25 protein-coding genes are annotated in these 23,883 nt (G+C 74.8%); 7 read left to right on the forward strand and 18 right to left on the reverse strand.

Annotation, left to right across the window (positions count from 1 at the left end; translation table 11 throughout):
- The 3 genes from IEW90_RS12015 to IEW90_RS13930 are packed head-to-tail and all read right to left on the reverse strand — an operon-like array spanning position 1 to position 3,439.
- Positions 1–1,233, reverse strand: coding sequence for an AI-2E family transporter (locus IEW90_RS12015; protein WP_188718515.1), 1,233 nt, complete (start codon positions 1,231–1,233; stop codon positions 1–3).
- 27 nt (positions 1,234–1,260) lie between these two features.
- The gene (gene menD, locus IEW90_RS12020; protein WP_229679700.1) at positions 1,261–2,961 is read right to left on the reverse strand and encodes a 2-succinyl-5-enolpyruvyl-6-hydroxy-3-cyclohexene-1-carboxylic-acid synthase; all 1,701 of its coding nucleotides are present in this window, start codon (positions 2,959–2,961) and stop codon (positions 1,261–1,263) included.
- Positions 2,954–3,439 (reverse strand): PLDc N-terminal domain-containing protein, encoded by a 486-nt coding sequence (locus tag IEW90_RS13930; protein WP_268236833.1) that lies wholly within the window; start codon positions 3,437–3,439, stop codon positions 2,954–2,956. Before IEW90_RS13930 ends, menD begins: the two co-directional genes overlap by 8 nt.
- Before the next feature lie 49 nt (positions 3,440–3,488).
- Here IEW90_RS13930 and IEW90_RS12025 point away from each other — a divergent pair, with 49 nt between their 5' ends.
- Positions 3,489–3,773 carry a DUF4229 domain-containing protein gene (locus IEW90_RS12025; protein WP_188718517.1) on the forward strand — a complete coding sequence of 95 codons (285 nt, stop codon included), beginning with the start codon at positions 3,489–3,491 and terminating at the stop codon, positions 3,771–3,773.
- Between the two features lie 7 nt (positions 3,774–3,780).
- On the opposite strand, the gene IEW90_RS12030 is transcribed toward IEW90_RS12025, so the two are convergent.
- From IEW90_RS12030 to IEW90_RS12040, 3 genes are all read right to left on the reverse strand, one after another.
- Complete coding sequence (locus IEW90_RS12030; RefSeq protein ID WP_188718518.1) at positions 3,781–4,755, reverse strand: 1,4-dihydroxy-2-naphthoate polyprenyltransferase; 975 nt, start codon at positions 4,753–4,755, stop codon at positions 3,781–3,783.
- 94 nt (positions 4,756–4,849) lie between these two features.
- Positions 4,850–6,160 (reverse strand): SLC13 family permease, encoded by a 1,311-nt coding sequence (locus IEW90_RS12035; protein ID WP_188718519.1) that lies wholly within the window; start codon positions 6,158–6,160, stop codon positions 4,850–4,852.
- A 90-nt stretch (positions 6,161–6,250) separates the two neighbouring features.
- Positions 6,251–7,615, reverse strand: a complete 1,365-nt coding sequence (locus tag IEW90_RS12040) for a homoserine dehydrogenase (RefSeq protein WP_188718520.1) — start codon at positions 7,613–7,615, stop codon at positions 6,251–6,253.
- 158 nt (positions 7,616–7,773) lie between these two features.
- Between IEW90_RS12040 and otnK the strand changes: the two genes are divergently transcribed.
- The 3 genes from otnK to IEW90_RS12055 are packed head-to-tail and all read left to right on the forward strand — an operon-like array spanning position 7,774 to position 10,528.
- The gene (otnK, locus tag IEW90_RS12045) at positions 7,774–9,009 is read left to right on the forward strand and encodes a 3-oxo-tetronate kinase (RefSeq protein WP_188718521.1); all 1,236 of its coding nucleotides are present in this window, start codon (positions 7,774–7,776) and stop codon (positions 9,007–9,009) included.
- A complete protein-coding gene (locus IEW90_RS12050) occupies positions 9,006–9,659 on the forward strand; it encodes a class II aldolase/adducin family protein (protein WP_188718522.1) in 654 nt (217 codons plus the stop codon). The genes otnK and IEW90_RS12050 overlap by 4 nt, the downstream gene beginning before the upstream one ends.
- 38 nt (positions 9,660–9,697) lie before the next feature.
- Positions 9,698–10,528 carry a DeoR/GlpR family DNA-binding transcription regulator gene (locus tag IEW90_RS12055; protein ID WP_229679656.1) on the forward strand — a complete coding sequence of 277 codons (831 nt, stop codon included), beginning with the start codon at positions 9,698–9,700 and terminating at the stop codon, positions 10,526–10,528.
- 91 nt (positions 10,529–10,619) lie between these two features.
- On the opposite strand, the gene IEW90_RS12060 is transcribed toward IEW90_RS12055, so the two are convergent.
- From IEW90_RS12060 to IEW90_RS12090, 7 genes are all read right to left on the reverse strand, one after another.
- Positions 10,620–11,621 (reverse strand): AMP-binding protein, encoded by a 1,002-nt coding sequence (locus tag IEW90_RS12060; protein WP_188718523.1) that lies wholly within the window; start codon positions 11,619–11,621, stop codon positions 10,620–10,622.
- Between the two features lie 20 nt (positions 11,622–11,641).
- Positions 11,642–12,541, reverse strand: a complete 900-nt coding sequence (locus IEW90_RS12065; RefSeq protein WP_229679657.1) for a 1,4-dihydroxy-2-naphthoyl-CoA synthase — start codon at positions 12,539–12,541, stop codon at positions 11,642–11,644.
- Positions 12,542–12,583: 42 nt separating this feature from the next.
- Positions 12,584–13,696, reverse strand: coding sequence for a hypothetical protein (locus IEW90_RS12070; RefSeq protein ID WP_188718525.1), 1,113 nt, complete (start codon positions 13,694–13,696; stop codon positions 12,584–12,586).
- A gap of 22 nt (positions 13,697–13,718) precedes the next feature.
- Positions 13,719–14,741, reverse strand: a complete 1,023-nt coding sequence (locus IEW90_RS12075) for a hypothetical protein (protein WP_188718526.1) — start codon at positions 14,739–14,741, stop codon at positions 13,719–13,721.
- Between the two features lie 102 nt (positions 14,742–14,843).
- The gene (locus IEW90_RS12080; RefSeq protein WP_188718527.1) at positions 14,844–15,890 is read right to left on the reverse strand and encodes a hypothetical protein; all 1,047 of its coding nucleotides are present in this window, start codon (positions 15,888–15,890) and stop codon (positions 14,844–14,846) included.
- Positions 15,891–15,965: 75 nt separating this feature from the next.
- Positions 15,966–16,307, reverse strand: coding sequence for a hypothetical protein (locus IEW90_RS12085; RefSeq protein ID WP_188718528.1), 342 nt, complete (start codon positions 16,305–16,307; stop codon positions 15,966–15,968).
- 67 nt (positions 16,308–16,374) lie between these two features.
- Positions 16,375–16,707 carry a hypothetical protein gene (locus tag IEW90_RS12090; protein WP_188718529.1) on the reverse strand — a complete coding sequence of 111 codons (333 nt, stop codon included), beginning with the start codon at positions 16,705–16,707 and terminating at the stop codon, positions 16,375–16,377.
- Positions 16,708–16,768: 61 nt separating this feature from the next.
- On the opposite strand from IEW90_RS12090, the gene IEW90_RS12095 reads away from it, so the two are divergent.
- Together IEW90_RS12095 and IEW90_RS12100 are read left to right on the forward strand one after the other, a co-directional pair.
- Positions 16,769–17,740 (forward strand): o-succinylbenzoate synthase, encoded by a 972-nt coding sequence (locus IEW90_RS12095; RefSeq protein WP_268236834.1) that lies wholly within the window; start codon positions 16,769–16,771, stop codon positions 17,738–17,740.
- A gap of 135 nt (positions 17,741–17,875) precedes the next feature.
- Positions 17,876–18,742, forward strand: a complete 867-nt coding sequence (locus IEW90_RS12100; protein ID WP_188718531.1) for an endonuclease domain-containing protein — start codon at positions 17,876–17,878, stop codon at positions 18,740–18,742.
- Between the two features lie 76 nt (positions 18,743–18,818).
- Here IEW90_RS12100 and ccsB read toward each other — a convergent pair whose 3' ends face one another.
- From ccsB to IEW90_RS12125, 5 genes are read right to left on the reverse strand one after another with little or no spacing between them, the layout of a single operon-like run.
- Complete coding sequence (ccsB, locus tag IEW90_RS12105; RefSeq protein ID WP_188718532.1) at positions 18,819–19,739, reverse strand: c-type cytochrome biogenesis protein CcsB; 921 nt, start codon at positions 19,737–19,739, stop codon at positions 18,819–18,821.
- Positions 19,736–21,493 carry a cytochrome c biogenesis protein ResB gene (gene resB, locus IEW90_RS12110; RefSeq protein WP_188718533.1) on the reverse strand — a complete coding sequence of 586 codons (1,758 nt, stop codon included), beginning with the start codon at positions 21,491–21,493 and terminating at the stop codon, positions 19,736–19,738. Before resB ends, ccsB begins: the two co-directional genes overlap by 4 nt.
- Entirely contained in the window at positions 21,477–22,250 is a 774-nt protein-coding gene (locus IEW90_RS12115) for a cytochrome c biogenesis CcdA family protein (RefSeq protein WP_229679658.1), read from the reverse strand. Before IEW90_RS12115 ends, resB begins: the two co-directional genes overlap by 17 nt.
- Positions 22,247–22,819, reverse strand: a complete 573-nt coding sequence (locus tag IEW90_RS12120) for a TlpA family protein disulfide reductase (RefSeq protein ID WP_188718534.1) — start codon at positions 22,817–22,819, stop codon at positions 22,247–22,249. Before IEW90_RS12120 ends, IEW90_RS12115 begins: the two co-directional genes overlap by 4 nt.
- Positions 22,819–23,472 carry a histidine phosphatase family protein gene (locus IEW90_RS12125; protein ID WP_188718535.1) on the reverse strand — a complete coding sequence of 218 codons (654 nt, stop codon included), beginning with the start codon at positions 23,470–23,472 and terminating at the stop codon, positions 22,819–22,821. The genes IEW90_RS12120 and IEW90_RS12125 overlap by 1 nt, the downstream gene beginning before the upstream one ends.
- Positions 23,473–23,537: 65 nt before the next feature.
- On the opposite strand from IEW90_RS12125, the gene IEW90_RS13880 reads away from it, so the two are divergent.
- On the forward strand, positions 23,538–23,834 hold the full coding sequence (locus IEW90_RS13880; protein WP_229679659.1) for a hypothetical protein: 297 nt from the start codon (positions 23,538–23,540) through the stop codon (positions 23,832–23,834).
- Positions 23,835–23,883 lie beyond the last annotated feature (49 nt).

Consider the following 23,883-nt stretch of genomic DNA (forward strand, 5'->3'; position numbering starts at 1 on the left):
CTAGCCCCGCCGCCTCCCGGTGCGCCGGGGCCGCTGGGCGGGGGCGGCTGCCTCGGGCGGCGCGGCCTCCGCGGCGGGCTGCCTCTGCCCGACGCCCGGCGCGACGGCCCTGCCGAGCCGCGGCCGCGCGGCGCCCTCCGGCTTCGACGAGATGAGCTGGCTGATCCACGACAGCCGCGGGTCGCGGTCGACGAGCAGCGTCTTCACCGCGAGCGTCGACGGCAGCGCGAGCAGCGCGCCGACCGGCCCGAGCGCGAACGCCCACACGAGCAGCGACAGGAACGACGTCGCTGGCGTGACGCCCACCGCATCCCCCGCCACCTTCGGCTGGATGAGCGACTGCATGACGAAGTTGATGACGCTGAACAGGATCGCCGTGAGCAGGGCGTTGAGCGGCCCGTTGGCGAGCAGCGCCATGAGCGTCGGCGGGATGACGCCGATGACGAAGCCGACGTTCGGGATGTAGTTCGTGACGAAGGCGAAGACGGCCCAGACGAACGCGAGCGGCACCCCGAGCGCCCACAGCGCCACGAGGTCGAGCGCCGAGACGATGAGGCCGAACAGCGTCGCGACCACCCAGTAGCGCTGCACGCCGGAGGCGAAGCGGTCGATGCCGCGCACGAGCCCCGGGTTCGTGGCCGCGATGCGCTGCATGCGCTCGGGCAGCTGCATCGAGTCCCAGGCGAGGAAGAAGATGACGACCGCGAGGGTGGCGAGGAAGCCGAGCGCGCTGCCGGCGTTCGAGAGCACGCTCGTGAGGGCGCCGGTGATGGCGCTCGGGCTGAACGCCGCCTGCAGCTGGTGCAGCGCCTCGTCCTGCGAGATGCCGAAGCCGGCGAGCCAGTCGAGCGTCTGCCGGTACAGCGCGTTGAACTCGGCCGAGTAGCCCGGCAGCTCCTGCACGAGCGACTGCACCGACCAGTAGAGCGACCAGAAGAGGGCGATGAGGAAGGCGAAGACGGTGAGCATCGCCGCGAGCGCCGCGACGGCCTTCGGCGCGCCGATGCGCAGCAGCCACTGCTGGAGCGGCATGACGGCGATGACGAGGTTGAACCCGAGGAAGACCGGCGCCACGAACGTCGCCACCTGGCTGAGCAGGATGAGGGTGGCGATGACGGCGATGATCGACAGCAGCACGATGAGCGCCCGCGGGAGGGCCCAGCGGCGCTCCTGGTCCTCGGTCACCTGCACGACGGGCGGCTCGGGCCGCCGTCGCTGCCACGGCCAGCGCATCAGGCGGTCCGTCCGCTCGCCGCGGCGTCAGCCGGCTGCGTCGCCCGCGTCGTCCTGTGCTGCGTCATCCTGCGCTCCCTCCAGCACCGCCTCAACGATGCCAGGCCGAGACTGCGAGAGGGCCCGGCGGAGGCCCGCCCGGTCGACGACGCGCTCGAAGTCCCAGCCGTAGGCGGCGGCGAGGTGCTCGAGGTCGACGTCGTGCGGGGTGCGCTGCACCCGGCGGAAGTCGTCGGGGTCGGCGGTGCCGGCGACCTCGAGCAGCTCGAACAGCGAGCCGCCGCGGTCGTTGCCGACGACGATCTGCAGGCGCGGGCGCTCCTCCCCCGGCGGAATGAGCAGGCCGCCCGCGTCGTGCAGCAGGGCGAGGTCGCCGATGAGCAGCCGCGTCATGCCGCCGGGCTGCTCGCGCTCGTGCGCGATCGCGACGCCGACGGCGGTCGAGACGGTGCCGTCGATGCCGGCGAGCCCGCGGTTGGCGCGCGCGGTGACGGCCTTCGGGCCCGCGTGGTCGTCGAGCTCGCGGATGAGGCGAGAGGCGGCGACGACGAGCCGGTCGTGGGGCCAGGTGCGGTCCCAGACGGCCGTGACGAGGTCGCGGCGCGAGACGCGCGTGCGCCCCTCGGCGAGCTCGGCGCGCGCGTAGTCGGCGCGCGCCAGGGCCGAGTCGGGCGCGGCCTCGGCGTCGGCGGCGGCCGCGAGCGCCCGCCCGGCCGACACCCAGCGCTCGATCCAGGCGCGATCGGTCTCCTCGGCCTCCTCGACCCGGATGCGGCCCGTGAGCACGCGGGTGGTGCCGGTGCCGCGGATGTTGTCCTGGCCGGCGCGGCCGAGCACGACCACCTCGACGGCGGGATCCCGCAGGAGCGCCGCGATCGGGCGCGTCAGGGTGGGATGCCCGATGACGACGGCGCGCCGCACCTCGCGGTGGAGCGCCGCCACGACCTCGCGGCCGTGCTGCACGAGGTGGGGGCCGAAGCGGGCTCGGGAGGTGGGCTCGGCGACGAGCGGCGCGCCGATGGCTTCGGCGAGGTCGACCGCGGCGGCGCCCGCATCGGCGCCGGCGACGACGACGGTGCGCTCGGCCGCGTCGAGCGTCGCGCTCGGCATGGGCGGGCGGCCGACCGCCTCGACGGCGGGGCCGGCGGCGGCCTCGCCGCCGGAGAGCGGCTCGCGGAAGCCGACGTTGAGCTGCACGGGGCCCGGCTCGGTGTGGCCGTCGTCGCCCGTGCCGCGCCAGCCGAGCGCCGCGCGGACGGCTGCCACCGCATCCGCCTCCGGATCGGACAGGTCGTCGGCGCCGATGTCGAGCACGACGCGGGCGCCCTCGCCGAGCGCGCCCGGCTGCCGGGTGGTCTGGTTGGCGCGGATGCCCTGCAGCTCGGCGGGCCGGTCGGCCGTGATGGCGATGAGCGGCACGTCGCTGTGGTGCGCCTCGAGGAAGGCGGGCGCGAGGTTGGCGACGGCGGTGCCGCTCGTGACGACGACCGCGGCAGGCGCGCCGGACTCGCGGGCGAGGCCGAGCGCGAGGAAGGCGGCGGTGCGCTCGTCGATGCGCACGTGCAGCGCGATGCCGCCGGCCCGCGCGGTGCGGGCGGCGGCGAGGGCGATCGCCTGCGAGCGGGATCCCGGGCAGACGACGACGTCGGCGACGCCGGCGGCCGCGAGCGCGGCGACGAGCCGGTCGGCGTAGGCGGCGGCGGGCAGCGCGGCCCGCCGGTCAGGCACGTGCGGAGGGGCCGTCGCCGGGCGCGCGGTGGCCGCGCTCGTCGGTCTCGTCGTCGGCGGCCGCGGGCTCGGCCCCCTGCTCTGGAGCGGGCTCCGGGGCCTCGGGCTCGGCGGCCGCCTCGGGCTCGGGCTGGGGCTGCGGGCGCTCGGGGCGGCGGATCTCGATGTCCTCGGCGTCGAGCGCCGCGAGCTGCGCCTCGAGCTCGGCGATGCGGCGGTCGGCCTCGGCATCGGTGACGTCGCTCGAGCGCGAGAACGAGGGGTCGTCGTCGGGCGCCATGGGACGGGCGGAGGCGCGCGGGCCCTTGCCCCATGCGAGCCAGCCGAGCGCGCCCAGCACCGGGACGAGGACGATGAGCACGACCCACAGCACGCGGTTCAGGCGACGGATGCGGCGGTCGTCCGTGACGGTGAGGTCGACGAGCGCGTACACCATGACCACGAGGGCCAGGATCCCGCCGATGATGAGCCACCTCATAGGGATCACACTACGGCGCGCACCTATGCACCGCTCATAGGATTGGTGCATGGCCCCCTCCCTGCGGTACCTCGTCGTGCGCACGGTGCTGTTCCTCGTGCCGTTCGCGCTGCTCATGGTCGCCGGGGTCGAGTGGTGGCTCTCGCTGCTCGTCGCCCTCGCCTTCGCGTTCGCGGCGAGCCTCGTGTTCTTCGCGCGCCTCCGGAACGACGCCGCGGGCGATCTGCAGCGGCTCCGCGAGGGCCGGCGCCGCGAGGGCGCGGCCGCCGACGACGGCGACGTCGAGGACTCCGCGATCGACGCGCCCGAGGATCCCGAGCGCCCGATCCGCTGACCCCGGGCTACGGGATGGGTGCGGGCGGCGGCACGAAGCCGACGGGTCCGCCCCAGATGGCGACGGCGAGGCCGACGCCGTAGAGCAGCGCCGTCAGGCCCGTGAGCCCGAGCGCGAGGATGAGGTCGCGCGGCGTGCGCGCGAGGCAGACGATGACGATCGCGGGGCCGGCGATGAGCAGCACCACGAACACCGCGGCGCCGTAGACGAGCGCGTACGAGAAGATCCACAGCACCGCGAACGGGACGAGCATGAGGAACGCGTAGAGCGCCTTCGAGGCGCGGCGGCCGATGAGCGTCGGCAGCGTGCGCTTGCCCGCGGCCCGGTCGGTGTCGATGTCGCGCAGGTTGTTCGTGAGCATGAGCGCCGCCGAGATGCAGCCCATCGCGATGCCGAGCGCGACGGCGTCCTCGGTGATCCGGCCGATGATGGCGTAGGTGGTGCCGACGACCGCGATCGGGCCGAAGAACAGGAACGAGACGAGCTCGCCGAGACCGAGGTAGCCGTAGGGGCGCTTGCCGCCCGTGTACGTCCAGGCCGCCACGAGCGCGACGGCGCCGACGAGCAGCAGCCACCAGCGCTGCGAGAGCAGCACCACGACGACGCCGGCGATCGCGCCGGCGACGAGGAAGGCGATCGCGACGTTCCGCACCGCCGCGGGCGAGGCCTTGCCCGCGCCCACGAGCCGGCCGGGGCCCACGCGCACGGCGTCGGTGCCGCGCACGCCGTCGGCGTAGTCGTTGGCGTAGTTCACGCCGATCTGCAGGCACAGCGCGAGCACGAGGCAGGCGAGCGCGATCCCCAGGTGGTAGCCCTCGGCGTTGAAGGCCGCGGCGGTGCCGAGCGCGACGGGCGCGACCGCCATCGAGAGCGTGCGGGGCCGGGATGCGGCGATCCAGTCGCGCGCGGTCGCCGGTCGGGGTGCGGTGCCGGCGGCCTGGGCGCGCTTGGCGGGGTTGCCGGATCGGGGGTGCGGTGCCATCGCCTCCGATCGTATCCGCGCCCGCCACGACCGGCCGCGGGACGACGACGGCGGCGGCCTCCTGGGTGGAGGCCGCCGCCGGGTCGGACGCGCGCTAGAGCCCGAGGAAGGGCACCACGAACAGCGCGAGGGTGACGAGCGGTCCGATGATGACCATCGACAGGCCCCACGTCGCGAGGTGGCGGTACAGGCGCGGCCGCTCCTCCTCGACGCCCGAGGCGACGATCGTCGCGCCCGTCGTGCCGAAGGGGGCGCAGTCGACGAGCGAGGCCGAGATCGCGAGCGCGTAGATGAAGCCGGTCATCTCGAGCCCGCCGCCCGGCACGAGCAGCGGCACGGCGAGCGGGATGAGCGCGCCGATGATGCCGATCGTCGACGCGAAGGCCGAGACCAGCGCGGCGATGACGCACATGACGAACGCTGCGAGCAGCGGCACGTTCACCGAGCGCGCGACCTCGCCGAGCTGGTCGATCGCGCCGAGGCGCGTCAGCACGCCCACGTACGTGATGATGCCGCCGAGCAGCAGGATCGTGTTCCAGTCGATCTTCCCGAGCGACTCCTTGCCGACCTTCGGGTCGATGAACGCGAGCAGCACCGCGAGGGTGAGCGCGACCGCGCCGAGGTTGAGGTCGATGTCGAGCATCGTGACCGTGGCGAAGCCGACGATGAGCACGGGGATGGCGACGAGCGTGAGCACGCCGAAGCCGCTGAGGCGCACGGGCGCCTCGGTGCGGGTCGCGACGGCGACGCCGCCGCCGCTGCCGGCCGGCTCGCCCGCGTCCGCGGCGGCCTTCGCGGCCCGGCCGCGCGCGATGAGCTCGCGGCCGCCGAACATGAGGAACGCGGCGAGCGACACGACCACGTTGATGCCGACCGAGAGGCCGAACATGAGCGCCGGGTTGTAGGGGATGTCGGCCGTGTTCGCGACCGTCATCACCGTGATGCCGACGATGCTCGTCGGCGCGAGCGCGCCGCCGACGATCGCCGAGCTCATGAAGATGCCCATCATCGTCGAGTGGATGCGGTGCTTGTGCGCGAGCGACATCGCGATCGGCACGATCGTGAACGCCGCGTGCGAGGTGCCGAGGCACGCGACGAGCGTGCCGACGAGCAGCATCGCCCACGGGATGAGCGCGACGCGGTCGCCGATGAGGCGCACCGAGCGGTCGACGAGCCAGTCGACGGCGCCGACCGTGCGGGCGATGCCGAACAGGTAGGTGATGCCGAGCAGGATGAGGAGCGCGTCGACGGGGAAGCCGCCGAGCACGTCGTCGAGCGGCTCGCCGACGACGATGACGCCGACGAGCAGCGCCGCGACGAAGGCGAGCGCGCCCATGTGGACGTTGCGGATCGCCGAGATCGCGAAGACCGCGACCAGGACGACGAGGGCGATGGCCTCGATCATGCGCGGGCCTCCCTCACGGGCGGGCGGGCGGGGGCGTGGTGCATCGTCGTCGAGCTCCTCGTCGTGGGTGGGTGCTGGGTGCGGGGTGGGTCAGGCGCCGAGCGCCAGGCCGGCGCGGTACGCCTCGAGCGCGCGCTCGGGCACGCCCTCCAGGTCGGCGAGCCGGACGAGCTCGCCCGCCGGCACGTCGGCGAGCAGCCGGGCGCCGGAGAGCAGGTAGTAGGGCGCGACCTCGCCCGCGTCGGGGTCGATGATCACGGGCGCGACGCCGGCGATCTCGTGGTGGTGGCCCTCGACGCGGAACTCGGTGCCGGCGGCGAGGTCGGCCGTCGCGCGCGCCGCGAGCACCGTGTGCTGGCGGGGCTCGGCGACGACGGCGGTGCCGTCGACGGCCGCGGCGATCGTGAGCGGCGTCTCGACCCCCATGTAGTGGTACGGCCAGTAGATGCAGGCGTAGCGGCCGTCGCGGCTGATGACGTGCCCCTTGCCGCGCAGCGTCTCCCACGTGACGGGGTCGCCGGTGCGGACGACGACGAAGACGCCGCCCGCGAAGCTCGCCTCGCCCGGCAGGCGCAGCATCGAGAAGACGTCGACGGATCCGGTGCGGCCGATGAGGCCGCCGTCCTCGCGCGCGGCGTACAGGTCGGCGAGCTCGTGGGGGCGCGCGACCGGGTAGTGCATCGCCTCGACGTCGCTCACGGCGCCCGTGTAGAGCGAGACGACGTTCATCTCGCACGCATCGGCGGCCGCGGCGCGCTTGAGGCCGGCGACCTGCTCGGCGCGGGCGGCGAGGGTCGCGTGCGGGTCGTCGCCGAGCTCGAGGAGGCCGGCGAGGCCGGGTGCGTCGACGCGGACGCCGTTCTGGTCGACGACGCCGGTGGCGGGGTCGAAGCGGAGGTCGTACTCCCCCGACTTGCCGAGGGCGACGATGTCGAACCCGGTCTCGAGCACCCAGGCGACGAGCCGCAGGAGGTTGGCGGGCTGGTCGCCGTCGCCGGGGAGGTAGCGCAGGCCGAGGCCACGCGCCTTGGCCGACAGCGCGACGCCGGCGACCGACTCGATCTCCTTCGACACCATGACGACGTGCGCGCCGGCGTCGAGCGCGGCGTGCGCGTAGCCGACGCCCGCCTCGACGCGGCCGGTGGCCTCGACGAGCACATCGACGGCGCTCCAGTCGATCGCGGCGCCGTCGGCGAGGGCCGCGACGCGGCCGTCGGCGAGCGCGGCGGCGGTCTCGGCGGCCGTGGTCGGTGCGACGATGGCTGCGGGGTCGACGCCGAGGTCGACGAGCATGCGCGAGACGCCCTCCACGTCCGGGTCGACGAGCTGGGCCGCGCCCATGTCGGGCAGGCGCCGCAGCTGGTCGAGCAGCGTGCGGCCGTAGCCGCCGTTCGCGCCCGTGAGGACCACGCGGATCGGGGAGGTGCGGCGGGGCGCCTGGCTCTGGATCACCATCGTTCCTGTCGTTCGTGCGAGAGCCCCCGCGGTCGGCGAGGGCGAGCGTGGCAACTGTATCCGAGGTTCACAGATTGTCAAGCATCGTCACAAATCATCACATACACTGGTCGCGGCAGGGGCATCCGCCCCCGTCGCCGCAGAACGAAGAGGCCCCCATGCACATCGGCGCCGTCGCCGACGACTTCACCGGAGCGACCGATCTCGCCACGACGCTGCAGGCGCGCGGGCTCCGCGCGGCCGTCGTCATCGAGGACCGCCCGGTCGACGAGCGCGCCCTCGACGGGCTCGACGCCGTCGTCGTCGCCCTGAAGTCGCGCACCGCGCCCGTCGAGGAGGCCGTGGCCGCCTCGCAGCGCGCGCTCGACCGCGTGCTCGGCTGGGGCGCCGACCGCGCCTACGTGAAGTACTGCTCGACCTTCGACTCCACCGACGCCGGCAACATCGGGCCCGTGCTCGACGCCGCCCGCGAGCGCCTCGGCGTCGACCGCACCGTCGTCGTGCCCTCGTTCCCCGCGAACGGCCGCACCGTCGAGGACGGCCTGCTGCTCGTGCACGGCGAGCTGCTCGAGGACTCCCCCATGCGGCACCACCCGCTCACCCCCATGACGCGCTCCCGCGTGCGCGACCTCCTCGCCCCGCAGACGGCGCAGCCGGTCTCGGAGATCCCGCTCGCGGTGGTGCGCGAGGGCGCCGACGCGCTCCGCGCCGCGATCGACGGCGCCGACCCCGGCTACCTCGTCGTCGACGCGGTCACCGACGACGACCTCCGCGTCATCGCCGCCGCCTCCGAGCACCTGCGCCTCCTGAGCGGCGGCGCGGCGCTCGCCGCCGGCATCGACGCGACGGGCGGCCACGGCGCCGCGCCCATGCCGCCGCTGCCGGGCGGCCGGCTGGTCGTGGCGGGCTCCGCCTCCGCCGCCACCCGCGGCCAGGTCGCCGACGCGATCGCCGCCGGCCTGCCCACCCGCCAGGTCGACGTCGCCGCCGCGATCGCCGACCCCGATGCCGAGGCCGACGCGCTGGCCGCCTGGGTGCGCGGCCGCATCCCCCGCGTCGTGCCCGTGGTCTACTCCGTGGCGCAGCTCTCGGACGTGCGGCCCGACCCCGACGGCGTCGCGGCGGCCGCGGTCGAGCGGGTGCTCGCGCGGCTCGTCGCCGAGCTGGTCGGCACCGGCGAGGTCGACCGCGTCGTCGTCGCCGGCGGCGAGACGAGCGGCGCCGTCGTGCAGGCGCTCGGCGTCGGCATGCTGCGCATCGGGCCGCAGCTCGCGCCCGGGGTGTGCTGGAGCGCCGCGACCACCGCCGACGGCCGCGAGGTGGGCCTCGTGCTCAAGAGCGGCAACTTCGGCGCGCCCGACCTCTTCACCAGCGCCTGGGAGGCACTCCGATGACCGCGCCCGACCTCGCTGCCGCCCTCATCGACGCCGGCCGCCAGCTCGTGGACGCGGGGCTCAGCCCGGGCAGCTCCGGCAACGTCTCGGTGCGCGACGGCGACCGCATCCTGATGACCGGCACCGGCACGCGGCTCGGCGCGCTCGAGCGCACCGACCTCGCCGAGCTCGCGCTGGACGGCACGCCGCTCGGCGGCGCCCGGCCCTCCAAGGAGGTCGCGCTCCACCTCGCCCTCTACGCGAAGAACCCCGAGCACGCCGCCGTCGTGCACGTGCACTCCCCCAGCGCCGTCGCCGCAGCCTGCCTCGCGCCGTGGAGCGACGAGAGCGCCGTGCCGCCGCTCACGCCGTACGCGCTCATGCGCGTCGGCCAGGCGCCGCTGCTGCCCTTCGCCGCGCCCGGCGACCCCGCCATGGGCGAGCGGATCGCCGCGAGCCCGCACCCGTTCCGCGCCGCGCTGCTCGCCAACCACGGGGCCGTCGTCAGCGGCGAGGACCTCGCCCGCGCGGTCGACAGCACCATCGAGCTCGAGGAGTGGTGCCGCATCGCGCTGCTCACGCAGGGCGCCGCGCGTACCCTCATCGCGCCCGAGCACGTGCGCGCGCTCGCCGACCGTTGGGGCATGCCGTGGACCGGCCCGCTCGCGTGACGCGGATCGCCTAGGCTGACCGGCGGGGAGGGCCGAGGATGACCGAGCAGAGCATGGCCGACGCGGCCGCGGCGAGCGCGCCGCTCATCCCCGAGCAGCGTCGCGAGAGCATCGTGCGCCACCTGCAGCGCGAGCGGGTGCTCAGCTTCCGCCAGCTCACCGAGCTGCTCGGCGTGAGCCACATGACCGTGCGCCGCGACGTCGCCGCGCTCGAGGAGCAGGGCCGCGTCGCCGCGACGCCCGGCGGCGCGAAGCTCGCGCCGCGCCTGCTCGCCGAGCCGAGCCGGGCAGAGAAGCAGGACGCGGACCTCGCCGAGAAGGACGCGATCGCCCGCGCGGCCGCCGCGCTCGTGCGCGACGCGATGACCATCTACCTCGACGCGGGCACGACGATGCAGGCGATGCGCCCGTACCTGCAGGGCGTCTCCGACCTCACCGTCGTCACGAACGACCTCGCCACCGTCCAGGCGTTCCTCGACCACCCCTCCGTCGACCTCATCTCGATCGGCGGCCGGGTCGAGCGCTCGAACCTGTCGACGATGGGGCGGCTCGCGCGGCTCGCGCTCGCCGAGCTCTCGATCGACGTCGCGTTCATCTCGTCGAGCTCGTGGGACCTCCAGCACGGCATCACGACGCCCGTCGAGGCCAAGGTCGAGGCGAAGCGGGCGGCGATCGAGGTGGCCGAGACCGCGGTGCTCGCGGCCGACTCCTCGAAGTACGGCCGGTTCGGCAAGTACCGGGCGCTGCGGCTCGACGAGATCGACGTCGTGATCTCGGACGCGGGGCTGCCGCCCGAGGCCGCCGCCGACCTCCGGGCCGCCGGCGTCGACCTGCGGATCGCCGGCGAGCCCGCGGCCGACGCGGCCTGAGCCCGCGGGGGCGACCCGCCCGCCACGCGGCGGTCTCGACTCGGGCGGCGCCTGCGGCGCCGTCCGGCTCGACCGGCGGAGGGGCGAGCGGCTACCCGAACAGGCCGCGGCGGCGGCGCTCGCCCGTGCGGCTCGCGACGAGCTTCTGCAGGCGCTTGCGGTCGGGCTTGCCCGACGCGGTCGTGGGCATCACCGACACCGTCACGAGGTGGTTCGGGCGCGCGGGCTTGCCCAGCGCGTTGCCGACCGCCGCGCGGATCTCGGCGAGCGACGGCTTGAGCGTCGTCACGACCGCCGGCACCTCGCCCCACTCCGGGTGCGGCGCGGCGACGACCACCGCATCCGGTGCGAACACCTGCACGACGTGCTCGACCGAGGCGAGCGAGATCTTCACGCCGCCCGAGATGATGACGTCGTCGATGCGGCCCGACACCTGCAGCGTGCCGCCCAGCAGCGACCCGGCGTCGCCCGTGCGGTACCAGCGCACGCCCGCCCCGTCGGTGATGAAGCGCTTCGCGGTGAGCTCCGGGTCGTCGTAGCCGTCGGCGAGCTGCGGCCCCGAGATCTCGATCTGGTCGGTGAGGCGGATCTTCACGTCGCGCAGCGGCCGGCCGTCCCACACGCAGCCGCCCACCGTCTCGGTCGCGCCGTACGTGCGCGTCACGCGCCAGCCGAGCCGCGCGGCGCGCTCGATGAGGCCGAGCGGCGCGCGCTGGCCGCCCAGCAGGATGCGGTCGAGGCGCGCGATGGGTCCGATGAACGAGCGGTCGAGCGCGGCAGCGTCGACGAGCCGCGCGAGCTGCGTGGGCACGAGCGACGTGAACGTGCGGTCGTGCTCGAGCTGGCCCAGCGCCTCCACGAACGCCTCCGCGGTGAACGACCCCTCGGTGCGCACGAGCGGCGCGCCCGACGCCTCGTTGCGCCAGATCACGTTCTTGCCCGCGATGTAGTGCTCGGGCAGCGCCAGCACCCACTGGCCCGCGCCGCCGAGCCGCTCGTTGGCGGCGTCGGTCGAGGCGCGGATCGCCTCCTCCGAGATCACGACGCGCTTGGGCACGCCGCTCGACCCGCTCGTCTCCACGACGATCGGCATGCGGTCCACCTCCTCGTGCGTCAGTACTGCCACGGGAACGGCGACCAGTCCGGCTCCCGCTTCTCGAGGAACGCGTCGCGCCCCTCCACGGCCTCGTCGGTGCCGTAGGCGAGCCTCGTGGCCTCCCCCGCGAACACCTGCTGGCCCACCATCCCGTCGTCGACGGCGTTGAACGCGAACTTCAGCATCCGGATCGCCGTCGGGCTCTTCGTCAGGATCTCGCGCGCCCAGTCGAGCGCGGTCGTCTCGAGCTCGGCGTGCGGCACGGCCGCGTTGATCGCGCCCGCCTGCAGCGCGCGCTCCGCCGAGTACTCCCGCGCGAGGAAGAACACCTCGCGCGCGAACTTCTGGCCCGTCTGCCGCGCCATGTACGCCGAGCCGTAGCCGGCGTCGAACGAGCCGACGTCGGCATCCGTCTGCTTGAAGCGGCCGTGCTCGAGGCTCGCGATCGTGAGGTCGCAGACGACGTGCAGCGAGTGCCCGCCGCCGGCCGCCCAGCCGGGCACGACCGCGATGACGACCTTCGGCATGAAGCGGATGAGGCGCTGCACCTCGAGGATGTGGAGACGGCCGGAGCGCGCCTGGTCGATGGAGTCGGCGGTGTCGCCCTCGGCGTAGCGGTAGCCGTCGCGGCCGCGGATGCGCTGGTCGCCGCCCGAGCAGAACGCCCAGCCGCCGTCCTTCGGGCTCGGCCCGTTGCCCGTGAGCAGCACGACGCCGATTCGGGGGTCCTGGCGCACGTCGTCGAGGGCGCGGTACAGCTCGTCGACGGTCCGCGGACGGAACGCGTTGCGCACCTCCGGGCGGTCGAACGCGACGCGCGCGATCCGGCCGTCGAGCGACCTGTGGAGCGTGATGTCCTCGAACCCGGGAGCCGCGTCCGCCCACTCGGCGGGGTCGAACAGGGGCGAGATCGTCACCCTCGCAAGCCTAGTCGCGAGGGCCATGCCGCGGGCTGGGCGTCAGCCGCAGGGCCCCCAGTCGAAGCTCGCCGAGCCGCGCATGTATGCGTTCGGCTCGAGGCACTCCCAGGTCTCGGTGCCGTCCGCGGCGCGCTGCACGCGGACGGGCACGTCGACGTGCTGCACCTGGTAGTTGCCGCTGCCCGACGTCCCGGACGTGACCCCGATCGCGACGCCGAGCTCGATGCTGTCGGGCCCGTTCATCCCGCTGAGGTACGCGGGCTGGATCCCCTCGAACCGCGCGTCGGCGGGCAGGTCGCACGCAGGATCGGCTGCGCACGCGGCCGCGCGGCGCAGCGCCTCCTCGGTCGCCGCCTCGGAGAGCTCGGGCACGACCTCGGTCGAGAGCATGACCTCGGACGGCGTCGTGGGGTCGCCGTCGACGCGCACCTGGCCGGGCTCGACCCGCACCCACTCGTCCTCCTGCTCGTCCGTGGTGTAGATCCCCGGGTACAGCAGCGACGGCCGCGCCGGGTCGAGCGCGACCCCGGCGATCGTCGCCGCGGCGCCGAAGCCCATGTCGTACAGCAGGACCGGCTCGGCGAGGGAGGTGCGGATCGTCCACCCCTCGGCCGCGCGCTCCGCCTCGAGCGTGCGCGTGCGCTCGCCGCTGCTCGAGCGGAACCGCACGTCGACGCGGGCGCTGTCGCCGTCGATCTGGACGACGCCGACCGCGGGCTCGCCGATGCGCTGCGCCGTCGCGAGCACGGCGTCGACGAGCAGCGGTGCACCACCGGGCGCCGATGGCGGCACGAGCGCCGTCGCGTCGTCCGCCCGCCCCTCGGCGATCGCGGTGACGTACTCGAGCGCGAGCGCCTCGAGGCCCGCCCGGTCGGCCGCGGCGGCGCTGCGCTCGACCGCCTGGAGGCCGCCTGGGATCGCCGCGCCGACGACGACGCCGATGGCGCCGGCCGCGATGAGCTGCCGCCACGGACGTCGCGAGCGGACAGGCGGATGCTCGCGCGGCTCGAGCTCGGAGGGATGCAGCGCCGTGACGCCGGGTGCGGGCCGCTCGTCGAGCTCAGGCGGAGCGCTGGCGGCCGGCGGTCCCGCAGGCGGCTCGACCGGCATCACGAACTCCGGCATCGTCCCTGCATCTCGGTCCGCGGTCATGGCCTGCTCCCTCGTCCGGGCCTCATGGTGCCTCCCCCCGGCACGGCGCGAGCTCGGCGCCGTCCGCATCCGCATCGCCGACCGGGCCTCGGCAGGTCCATGCCGGCGTCCCGTCCTCGGCGACCGTGCCCCGCACGTCGATCGCGAGCTGCGCCGGCGCCTGCTCGCCCGACCGCAGGGCGGCCGTGCTGATGCGCACCGTCATGCCGCCGTCCTCGCCGAGCGCCAGCACGGAGAGCGAGCGCTGGCCGGTGAGCGCGCCGTCGGCCAGCGGGCACGAGCCGTCCGCCTGGCAGGCGGCGAGGTGCGCCGCCGCGATCTCGAGCTGCGCTTCGGGCGACGAGCCACGGGGCGACAGGACGACGCCGAACGGCTGCCCGCCCGGCACGCCGTCGACGACGACGCGGGCCGGCTCGTACGCCCACAGCGCCGCCACGTGCGGGTCGGTGCCGTAGGCGCCCGGGTAGAGCAGGCTCGACCCGTCGAGCGCGAGCGGGATGCCGCGGATGCTGGGGGCGATGCCGAGCGCCGGCTCGTCGCGGATCGCGACCGGCTCCGCGAGCGACGTGGTGAGGACCCAGCCTGCACCGACCCTCGCGGCGTCGAGCGAGCGCTCGACGGCGCCGCTCCACGCCCGGTACGCCACCCGCACGGAGGCGACGTCGCCGTCCACCTCCACGGCGCCGACCTCGGTGCCGGAGATGCGCTCGGCGCCTCCGAGCACCGCGTCCAGCAGCAGCGACGCGTCGCCCTCGACGGGCGCGAGCTCGGTGGCATCGGCGGCACGGCCCTCCTCGATGGCGTCGAGATATGCCTGCGCGAGCGTCGTCACCGCCTCGATGTCGGCCGCCCGCGCCTCGCGCGCCATGCGCTGCGCGAGGACCGAGCCACCCGCCGCCAGCATGATCGCGACGGCCGCGATGATGCCGACCACGAGGCGCGTCCGACGCGGTCGCTCCACGGTGCCCGAGCCGGGCGTCGTCTCGAGCACCTCGCCCGGGGCTCGGTCCGGCGGCATCTGGAACTCCGGCATCCGCGACGACACTTTCCCATCATGGCGCCCTCGCTGCGACCCGTCGAGGGAGCCGGCGGCATGTCCCGGCCGGAGCCGAGGAATCCCCAGCTTCCCCGCGCGGTCGCGGATCCATCACGGCGGTGCGCCCCCGCACGGCCCGAACGGGGCCGTGCCTGCGTCGTCCAGTGGCACGGGGCCGGCGCACGACCAGGCCACCGCGCCCCGCCCGGTGGCGGTCGCGAGCACGTCGACGACCACCTCGACCTGCTCGCCCGCCCGCTCGGCGGCGCTCCCGATGCGCCCCGCGACGCCCCCGTCCCCGGCGAGGCCGAGTGAGCTCCAGGTGGTCTCGCCGAGACGGGCGTCGAGCCCGCGCGGCGCGGGCACGCACGCGCCCGCATCGCGGCACGCGGCGAGGTGGAGCGCCGCGAGGTCGACCATCGCAGGGAGCGGGGAGCTCGCGCCCGCCAGCTGCATCGCCACCGGGTTCGTCACGGTGCTCGGATCGCCGTCGACGGCCACCCGTGCCGGCGACAGCGTCCAGACCGCTGCACGGGCGGCGTCGGTCAGGTACAGGCCCGGGTAGAGCAGCGACGCTCCGCGCACGGCGAGCGGGAGGCCGGCGATCGACGGCCCGACGCCGAACACCGGCTCGGCCTCCAGCGCGACCGGCTCGGCCAGCGACGTCGTCAGGCGCCAGCCCTCGGGCGTCCGCTGGGCATCGATCGCGCGGCGGACGGGCCCGTTCCACGCGCGGTACGCGACCTGGACGGTGGCGCCGTCGCCGCCGACATCGACCCGGCGCACGACGGCGTCGGAGATCCGCACCGCCGCGCCGAGCACCGCGTCGACCAGCAGCGCCTCGTCGCCCTCGACCGGCACGAGCGCCGTCGCATCCGCGGCGCGGCCGTCCTCGATCGCGTCGAGGTACTGGGCCGCGAGCCGGGCGACGGCGTCCGAGTCGGCGGCTCGCGCGTCTGCGGCCGCGCGCTGCACCATCGCCGAGGCCCCGGCACCCAGGAGCAGCGCCACCGAGGCGACGATGCCCGCGATCAGGCGCGCCCGCCCCCGAGGAGCCTCGGAGCCGTCGTCGATCGGCGAGCGCGCCGCCCGGGCCGCGCGGACGGATGCGCGGGACGACTCCCGCGGCATCTCGAACTCCGGCATCCGCGTCGGCACGCCTCCATGATCGCTCGCGCGCACCCGGAGCGCGAGGGGTCGATCGTGCCGCTGATGGCCGTCGAGGGCTCGGGCTCAGACCGTCTCCGACAGGGCCGCGAGGAAGCCCCAGCCGAACGAGGAGGCCGCGCCGAAGAGCACGAGGCTCGCCAGCGCGAGCGCCGCGCCGAAGGCACCGGTGCGGCGACCTCGGCGCGAGGCGAGCGCGACGCAGCCCGCCACGACCGCCGCGACGCCGAGGAGCGTCGCCGCGACGATGCCTGCGATCACCGCCCCCAGCTCCCCCGGTCGCGGGGCGAAGAGGTAGCTGAGCTGCTGCGCGAGCGAGAGGGCCTGCAGGAGCGCGGAACCGCCGAGCAGCCAGAGCGACAGCGGGCCGAGCCGGGCGCGGTCGAGGCGGCGGACGGCGGAGGGCACCGGGCGAGCGTACGCGGCGATCGGGCGAGGGCCGGACAGGCGCGCTGTCCGCGCATCGCCCGCCGCGTCAGCGCAGGATGCCGAGCGCGAAGCCGATGACGAGGAACAGCACAGGGTTCGAGACCACGAGCAAGCCGCCCGCGATCGCCGCCATCGTCACGTTGCCCGCTCCGCGCCGCGCGGCGGCCGTGATCGCGAACGCGACGGCGAGCAGCGTCACGACGCCCCACACCGGCAGCACCCAGACGACGAGGCCCGCCAGGCCCGCGTAGCCGATCACGAACGAGAGCAGGAAGAGCGCGCCGCAGACCACCGCGGCGACGAGCGCGAGGATGCCCCAGACCGGGCTGCGTCGGCGGCCAGCGGGCGTGCGCGTCTCGACGACCCAGGGCAGCTCCACGCCGCCATCCTGGCAGGCGCCCGGCGGCCCCGCGACGCGGCGCGCGTGGGAGCATGGCCGCGTGGACCTCGACCTGGAGCGGCTCGCCGACCGCATGCACGTCGTCTCGCTGCCGCTCGCGACGCGCTTCCGCGGCGTCGACGAGCGCGAGGTGGCGCTGTTCTCCGGCCCGGCCGGCTGGGGCGAGTGGAGCCCCTTCCTCGAGTATCCGCCCGAGGAGGCGGCACGCTGGCTGCGCGCGGCGCTCGAGGACGCGGACCTGGAGCGGCCCGCGCAGGTGCGCGCATCCGTGCCGGTGAACGCCACGCTGCCCGCCGTGGAGCCCGCGCGCGTCGCATCGGTGCTCGCCCGCTACGACGGCTGCCGCACCGTGAAGGCGAAGGTCGCCGAGCGCGGACAGCTGCTCGCCGACGACGTCGCGCGCATCGCCGAGGTGCGGGCGCTGCTGCCGGATGCGCGCATCCGGGTCGATGCGAACGGCGGCTGGAACGTCGACGAGGCCGAGACCGCGATCCGCGCGCTCGAGCGCTTCGACCTCGAGTACGTCGAGCAGCCGTGCGCGAGCGTCGAGGAGCTGGCCGAGCTGCGGGGGCGCGTGCACCGGCTCGGCATCCCGATCGCCGCCGACGAGTCGGTGCGGCGGGCGGAGGATCCGCTGCGCGTCGCCCGGGCCGGCGCCGCCGACCTGCTCGTCGTCAAGGCCCAGCCGCTCGGCGGCGTGCGGGCGGCGCTCGCGATCGTCGAGGAGGCGGGGCTGCCGGCGGTCGTCTCGTCGGCGCTCGACTCGAGCGTCGGGCTGTCGATGGGGGCCGCGCTCGCGGCGTCGTTGCCCTCGCTGCCGCACGACTGCGGGCTCGGCACCGGCGCGCTGCTCGCCGCCGACGTCGCGTCGCCGCCGCTCGTGCCCGTCGGCGGCGCCGTCTCGCCGGCCCGCGTCGCGCCAGACCCGGCCCTCCTCGCCTCCCTCGCCGCACGGCCCGCTCGCGTCGACGCCTGGCGCGCCCGCCTCGCCGCGACCCTCCCCCACCTCTGACCCGCGCTGGTCTCAACCGGGTCAGTGGTCAGCCGACGGGATAATGCCCCCGGCCGACCATAGGACCGGTTGGGATCTCCACAGACCGCCTCCTGCCGCGCGTGCGCGTCGGCTGGTGCCCTGCAGAGTGCGCGCATGGACTTGGTGGAATGGATGCGCGCGACCGGCGGGCTGTGCACGGTGCAGGCGGCGCGCGACCGCGCGAGCAGTGACGAGATCGATGCGATGCGCGGAAGCGTGCTGTGGTCGCCGCTGCGAGGCTGGCTCGCGCTCGCCGGGATGCGCGACGAACGCACCTGGGCGCTGCAGCACGGCGGCGTCGCGACCTGCGTCACCGCCTTCGCGCGCCATGGGATGTGGGTGCCGCACGGACCGCAGCACGTGCATGTCCGCGTCAACCGCGAGACGCACAGCGCCAGGGTCGCCGCTGCAGCGAGCGTGCCCGGGATCGTCCTGCACCGGATGCACCTGCGGCTGCCTGACCGCAGGCCGGGACACGGCGTCGACGTGCCCCTCGCGGCCCTCGCCGTCGCGTCGGGCTGCGTGTCCGCCGACGATCTCGTGGCGGCGGCGGACTCCGCGCTCGCGGCCGGTCTCATCGGACGAGACGATCTGCGAGCGCTGGCAGCTGCGCTCCCGCGTCGTCGCCGACGAGGTCTCGAGCGTGCCTCTTCGCTGTCCGGATCCGGGACCGAATCGGCCTTCGCCGCCGTGCTCCGCCGTGCAGGCATCGCGTTCGCTCAGCAGGCCGAGCTCGTGCCCGGCGAGTACGTCGACTTCCTGATCGGCACGTCGCTCGTCGTCGAGATCGACTCGCAGCGCTGGCACGGGAGTCCGGATCAGCAGGCTCGTGATCGGGCTCGGGACGCCGCACTCACTGCCCTGGGCTACCGCGTGCTCCGCTTCACCTATGAGCAGGTGCTGTTCGAGCGCGAGCGCTGTCTGGCCGCGATCCTGGCGATCGTGCGTCGTGACGGGCACCGACGCAGGAGCTGGCGTTGAGATCTCAACCGGGTCTGTGGCCGCCCGAGGGCACTATCCCCTCCGCCGACCACAGAACCGGTTGAGAAGCGCGGGGCTAGAGGCCGCTGTAGGCGTGGAGGCCCTTGAAGAAGAGGTTCACGACCGTGAAGTTGAAGAGGACGGCGACGAAGCCGACGAGCTGCAGCCACGCGGAGCGCGAGCCGCGCCAGCCGCGCGTCGCACGGGCGTGGATGTAGCCGGCGTAGACCACCCAGATGATGAAGGTCCACACCTCCTTGGTGTCCCAGCCCCAGTAGCGGCCCCACGCGTGCTCGGCCCAGACGGCGCCGGCGATGAGCGTGAAGGTCCAGAAGATGAAGCCGATGACCGAGACGCGGTACGAGAGGTCCTCGAGCTGCGTCGACGACGGCAGCGACCGCAGGAAGCCGCCGGCACGCCGCTCCTTGAGCAGCTGCAGGATCGACAGGCCGGATCCGAGCGCGAAGAAGCCGGTGGCGAGCGTCGCCACGAAGACGTGGATGACGAGCCAGTACGACTGCAGCGCCGGCGGCAGCGGGATCGGCTCGACGTAGAAGTTCACCGTCGCGACACCGAGGAACGCGGTCGCGAGGCCCGTGATGTAGACGCCGAGGAACGTGAGGTCGCGCCACAGCCGCGACAGCACGAACACGCCGACGATCACGGCGATGCCGGTGAGCGCGAACTCGTACATGTTCGCCCACGGCACGCGGCCGGCGGCGACGCCGCGGAGGACGACGGACGCGACGTGCAGCGCCCAGGCGAGCACCGTGAGCACGAAGCCGATGCGGGCGCCGCGGCCAGGGCCGATCGCCACGGGCTCGGCGGGCGCCGACACCGCCGGGCCGCCGGCGCCGACGAGCTCGTGCGCCGGCACGGGCCTGGCGGCCGAGCGGCGCGCGACGTCGACCGCGAACGCGACGAACGCGACCGTGTAGACGGCCATGGCCGAGTACACGAGCAGCAGCGAGAGCGCGTCGAGGGCGGGCGTGTTCATGCGTCGATCCTACCGTCGGGGCCTCGCCGGGCGGCGGGGCCGGTGGCGTCGGAGCGGGGCTCCGGGGTGGTGTCGGAGGCGGATGCGGCGGCGTCCGCGTCGGGGCGCGCGGAGGCATCCGAGCGGGATGCGTCGGCGCCCGGTTCGGGATGCGCCGAAGTCTCGGAGCCCGCCTCCGCCTCGTCGCCGCCGATCCGCCTCGCGAGGTCGGCGACGGCACGCTCGAGCGTCGGGTCCTCGCCGCGCGCGAGCCCCGCGAGCTCGAGGCGCCCGCCCGCGGCCTTCACCCACATGCGGCGGCGCGGGATGAGCAGCGACGCCAGCAGCGAGACGAACAGCACGATCGTGATCCAGAGCACCGGCACCTGCGTGACGTCCTCGTGCACCTCGATCACGCCGTAGCGCTGCACGTCGGCGAACTCGATCGTGCCGAGGCCTCCCGGGATCTCGGCCGTCTCGCCGAGCGCCATCGTCAGCTCGTCGGCCTCCGCGTCGCCGCCCGCGATGGGCGTCAGGTCGTCGGTGTCGAGGGCGTAGACCGAGCGCGGCACGCCTGCGTCGAGCCCGAGGTCGCCGGTGAAGCCGCGCAGCGACAGCACGGGGTTCAGGAGGTCCGGGTAGATGGAGGCGAGCGCGCCGGTCTCGAGCTGGCCGGCCGACGGGTAGAAGAAGCCGAGGAGGCCCAGCTGCTCGTCGAGGCCGTCGGGCACCTTGAGCACGCCGAGGCTCGTCATCATCGGGTCCTCCTGCGCGAGGAACGGCGTGTACTCGTCGAACACCACCTCGCCCTCGGCGTCGCGGACGATGACGCGCGGCGCGTACCCGTTGGAGATGAGGTAGAGGTTGGCGCCGGCGATGCGCAGGGGCTCGTTGACCTTGATCTGACCGGGCCGCGCCTCCTGCCCCGGCTCGGTCACGGTGACGCTCGCGGTGAAGTCGAGGGGTGCCCCGATCGCGTTCGGGTTCTCCATCTCGTACACGACGTCGAGGTCGTCGAGCGAGAGCGAGAACGGCTCGAGCGCCCCCTCGTCGAACCAGCGGCCCGACGTGAACGTGTCGTACGACGACTGCGCGTTCGCGAAGGACCGCCCCTCGACCACGAGCCGCTGCCCCTGGTAGCCGAAGCCGGATCCGATGCCGACCACGAGCAGCAGCGCGAGCATCGAGATGTGGAAGACGAGGTTGCCGGTCTCGCGCAGGTAGCCCCGCTCGGCCGAGATCGAGTCGCCGTAGCGGGCGGTGCGGTAGCCGAGCTTCCGCAGCACGCCGTCGGCGCGATCGAGGTCGGAGGCGTCGCCGGCCACGGTGCGGAAGCCGACGAGCCGCGTCAGCCGCGCGGGCGTCCTGGGCGGCTGCGCCCGCATGGCGCGCCAGTGGTGCGCGAGGCGCGGGATGACGCAGCCGACGAGCGACGTGAACAGCAGCAGGTAGATGGCCGAGAACCACGGGCTCGAGTAGACGTCGTGCAGCGAGAGCGCGTCGTAGAGCCAGACGAGCTCGGGGTTGTCGGCGCGCACCTGGATGACGCCGTTGGGGTCGGAGGATCGCTGCGGCACGAGGCTGCCGGGCACCGCGGCGATGGCGAGCAGCAGGAGCAGCACGATGGCCGTGCGCATCGAGGTGAGCTGCCGCCACAGGAACCGCAGCCAGCCGACGAACCCGAGGCGGGGGTTGCCGCCGTCGCCCGCCGCCTCGGGGGCGGCGTCGATGTGGTCGCTCGGCCGGAGCGGGTCGGACTCAGACGATCGTGACAACGGAGGCGATCCATCCCTGGAGCTGGTACATGAGGGCGTTCCACGCGCCGCTGACCATGAGCAGGCCGACGGCGACGAGCATCGCGCCGCCGGCGACGTTCACGGCGCGGATGTGGCGGCGCAGCCAGCCGACGGCGCCGCCGGCCCAGCCGAGCCCGAGGGCGATGGCGAGGAAGGGGATGCCGAGGCCGAGTGCGTAGGCGAGGCCGAGCACCGCGCCCTGCCAGGCGCTGCCGGTGGTGACGGTGAGGGCGCTGATCGCGGCGAGCGTGGGGCCGGAGCACGGCGTCCAGCCGAGCGCGAAGACGACGCCGACGAGCGGCGCCGACCACATGCCGCCGGAGCGCACCTGCTGGGGCTTCCACATCCGCTGCAGGAACGAGAACTGGCCGACGAACACGAGGCCCATGACGATGAGCACCGCGCCGAGGATGCGCACGAGCAGGTCGCCGTGCTGCAGCAGGAAGCCGGAGACGGCGCCGACGATCGTGTTCGCGAGCACGAAGACGAGCGTGAAGCCGGCGATGAAGAGGCCGACGCCGCCGACGAGCCGCCCCCGCCCGGCATCGCGGTCGCCGACGAGCGAGCCGACGAGCCCGAGGTAGCCGGGCACGAGCGGCAGGATGCAGGGGCTCGCGAACGAGACGAGCCCGGCGAGCAGCGCGATGGGCACCGAGACGAGCAGCTGGCCGCTGAGGACGGCGCCGGCCGGGTCGAAGGACGCGAGCGCCAGCACGGCGGGCAGGAGCGCGCTCACCGCGCGAGCTCCTCCTGGAGGAGCGTCGAGAGGATGCTCGTGTCGCTCACGGCGCCCGAGACGCGCGCGGCGACGCGGCCCTCGCCGTCGAGCACGAGCGTCGTCGGCACGGCGTTCGGCGCGACGATCCCCGAGAACGCGAGCTGGGCGGAGGAGGTCTCGTCGTCGAGGATCGACGGGTACTCGATGCCGAACTGCTCCTCGAAGGCGAGCGCCTGCGCGGCGCCGTCGCGGGTGTTGACGCCGATGAAGTCGACCTGGTCGCCGAACTCGGCGTGCAGCTCGGCGAGCACGGGAGCCTCGACGCGGCAGGGAGGGCAGCCCGCGTACCAGAAGTTCACGACCGAGACGCCGTCGAGCGAGGCGGAGTCGAACTCGCCGCCCTCGGCGAGCGGCCCCGTGAAGGGGGTGGGCGCCTGCCGCTGGTCGGGCACGATCTCGGTGATGAGGCCGTCGCCGGCGATGTAGCCGGCGTCGCCGACCTGGCCCGCGACGCCGTCGGCGCTCGAGCAGCCGGCGAGGGCGAGCGCGGCGACCGCGACGGCGGCGCCGATGCGGAGGCGGCGCATCACACGGCCCCCGCGTCGATCGCGTCGACCTCGGCGGCGGGCTCGGCGTAGCCGACCTCGACGAAGGCGTCGCCGCGGCGCTCGAGGCTCGTGATCGACGACAGCTGGCAGCGGCGCCGGCGCGGGTCGTGCCAGAGCGGCTCGCCCGCGAGGTGGCGGTGCACGATCCAGATGGGCGACTGGTGCGAGACCATCACGACGTCGCCGTCGTCGGCCGACTCGTCGAGCTCGCTCCAGGCATCCTCCATCGCGGCGACGACGCGGTGCGCGATCGCGCGGTACGGCTCGCCCCACGAGGGCCGGAAGGGGTTGCGCAGGAGCGGCCACGCGCTCGGGTGGCGCAGCGCGCCGGAGGCCTCGAAGGTCTTGCCCTCGAACTCGTTCGTCGGCTCGATGATCCGGTGCTCGGTGCGCACGTCGAGCCCGAAGCGGTCGGCCCACGGCTCGGCCGACTGCTGCGCGCGCTCGAGCGGGCTCGCGACGAGCCGCACGACGGGTCGCGCGGCGGCGCCGTCGGCGAGGTGGTCGGCCGCGAGCGCAGCCATGCGCTGACCCCGCTCCGAGAGGCGGAAGCCGGGGATGCGCCCGTAGAGGATGCGATCGGGGTTGTGGACCTCGCCGTGGCGCACGAGATGGATGCGACGGGCGGGCATGGCCTCCAGCCTACCGAGCGTTCCTATCAATCGTTCAGGTCGCTCAGGCCTGGCACCATGGCCGGGTGCCCCTCCTCGTCCCCGTCGTGCTCGCCCTCGTCGTGGCGCTCGGCGCGTGCCTCATGTGGGTGCACACCCGCTACCTCGCGCAGCGCACGCTCGGGGCGCCCGCCGCCCTCGTGGTCGTCGTGCTCGCCGCCGCCGGCGTCTGGGCGATCGTCGCGTCCGAGCAGGTGGGCGACGCCGGCACCGCGGTGCTCGGCTGGTCGCTGCTCGCCGCGTCCGGCGCCTGCCTCGTGGGCGGCTGGTTCGCGCTGCGCGCCTTCGCGCCGCCGCGCCGCGAGGCGCCGCGCCGCCGGTAGGGCCGCCGAGGCCGAGGACGGGGCGGCCGAGCGCCGTCGGTAGGATCGT

The sequence above is a fragment of the Agrococcus terreus genome (assembly GCF_014645235.1).
Lineage (GTDB): Bacteria > Actinomycetota > Actinomycetes > Actinomycetales > Microbacteriaceae > Agrococcus > Agrococcus terreus.

Bases quoted from the DNA above. Each gene is read 5' to 3' on its own strand.
- IEW90_RS12015 (WP_188718515.1), bottom strand. From the start codon at position 1,233: ATGCGCTGGCCGTGGCAGCGACGGCGGCCCGAGCCGCCCGTCGTGCAG.
- IEW90_RS13930 (WP_268236833.1), bottom strand. From the start codon at position 3,439: ATGAGGTGGCTCATCATCGGCGGGATCCTGGCCCTCGTGGTCATGGTG.
- IEW90_RS12025 (WP_188718517.1), top strand. From the start codon at position 3,489: ATGGCCCCCTCCCTGCGGTACCTCGTCGTGCGCACGGTGCTGTTCCTC.
- IEW90_RS12030 (WP_188718518.1), bottom strand. From the start codon at position 4,755: ATGGCACCGCACCCCCGATCCGGCAACCCCGCCAAGCGCGCCCAGGCC.
- IEW90_RS12035 (WP_188718519.1), bottom strand. From the start codon at position 6,160: ATGATCGAGGCCATCGCCCTCGTCGTCCTGGTCGCGGTCTTCGCGATC.
- IEW90_RS12040 (WP_188718520.1), bottom strand. From the start codon at position 7,615: ATGGTGATCCAGAGCCAGGCGCCCCGCCGCACCTCCCCGATCCGCGTG.
- otnK (WP_188718521.1), top strand. From the start codon at position 7,774: ATGCACATCGGCGCCGTCGCCGACGACTTCACCGGAGCGACCGATCTC.
- IEW90_RS12050 (WP_188718522.1), top strand. From the start codon at position 9,006: ATGACCGCGCCCGACCTCGCTGCCGCCCTCATCGACGCCGGCCGCCAG.
- IEW90_RS12055 (WP_229679656.1), top strand. From the start codon at position 9,698: ATGACCGAGCAGAGCATGGCCGACGCGGCCGCGGCGAGCGCGCCGCTC.
- IEW90_RS12060 (WP_188718523.1), bottom strand. From the start codon at position 11,621: ATGCCGATCGTCGTGGAGACGAGCGGGTCGAGCGGCGTGCCCAAGCGC.
- IEW90_RS12070 (WP_188718525.1), bottom strand. From the start codon at position 13,696: ATGACCGCGGACCGAGATGCAGGGACGATGCCGGAGTTCGTGATGCCG.
- IEW90_RS12100 (WP_188718531.1), top strand. From the start codon at position 17,876: ATGGACTTGGTGGAATGGATGCGCGCGACCGGCGGGCTGTGCACGGTG.
- ccsB (WP_188718532.1), bottom strand. From the start codon at position 19,739: ATGAACACGCCCGCCCTCGACGCGCTCTCGCTGCTGCTCGTGTACTCG.
- IEW90_RS12120 (WP_188718534.1), bottom strand. From the start codon at position 22,819: ATGCGCCGCCTCCGCATCGGCGCCGCCGTCGCGGTCGCCGCGCTCGCC.
- IEW90_RS12125 (WP_188718535.1), bottom strand. From the start codon at position 23,472: ATGCCCGCCCGTCGCATCCATCTCGTGCGCCACGGCGAGGTCCACAAC.